This window comes from Bacillus sp. AFS001701 (genome assembly GCF_002559405.1).
Taxonomy (GTDB): domain Bacteria; phylum Bacillota; class Bacilli; order Bacillales; family Bacillaceae_G; genus Gottfriedia.
Genome location: NZ_NTZO01000402.1, coordinates 1 through 338 on the forward strand (window position 1 = coordinate 1; position 338 = coordinate 338).

Consider the following 338-nt stretch of genomic DNA (forward strand, 5'->3'; position numbering starts at 1 on the left):
ATTTAATAGAGTTTATTTCGATAAGATTAATGAAATTCCAAGCAATAATCTTTGGGAAGAAAATAGAAGATGTATAGAAGAAGGACTTCTAATAATCGGTTCTGGTTTAAATGGAGACTTTATTGTAGTTGATCTAAATACATTAAGGGTTGGATATGTTTTTCATGATGAAATATGGGAGGATGAGGATGCGATTATAAGAGAAAACTATATTAATTTGAATTGGTCAATCGGTCAGTTTTATTATAATGCTATGACAATGGAAGAATTTCCAGTTGATGGTTTCCAAGCTGAAGAGTATATAGAACAAATGTAAACCTTATTAAACTACCATGGGA

1 protein-coding gene is annotated in these 338 nt (G+C 30.2%); it reads left to right on the forward strand.

The window, feature by feature from the left end; translation table 11 throughout:
- Positions 1-316 (forward strand): hypothetical protein (locus CN514_RS25885; protein ID WP_217993949.1); only part of this gene is annotated, 316 nt, incomplete at its 5' end.
- Positions 317-338: the final 22 nt, after the last annotated feature.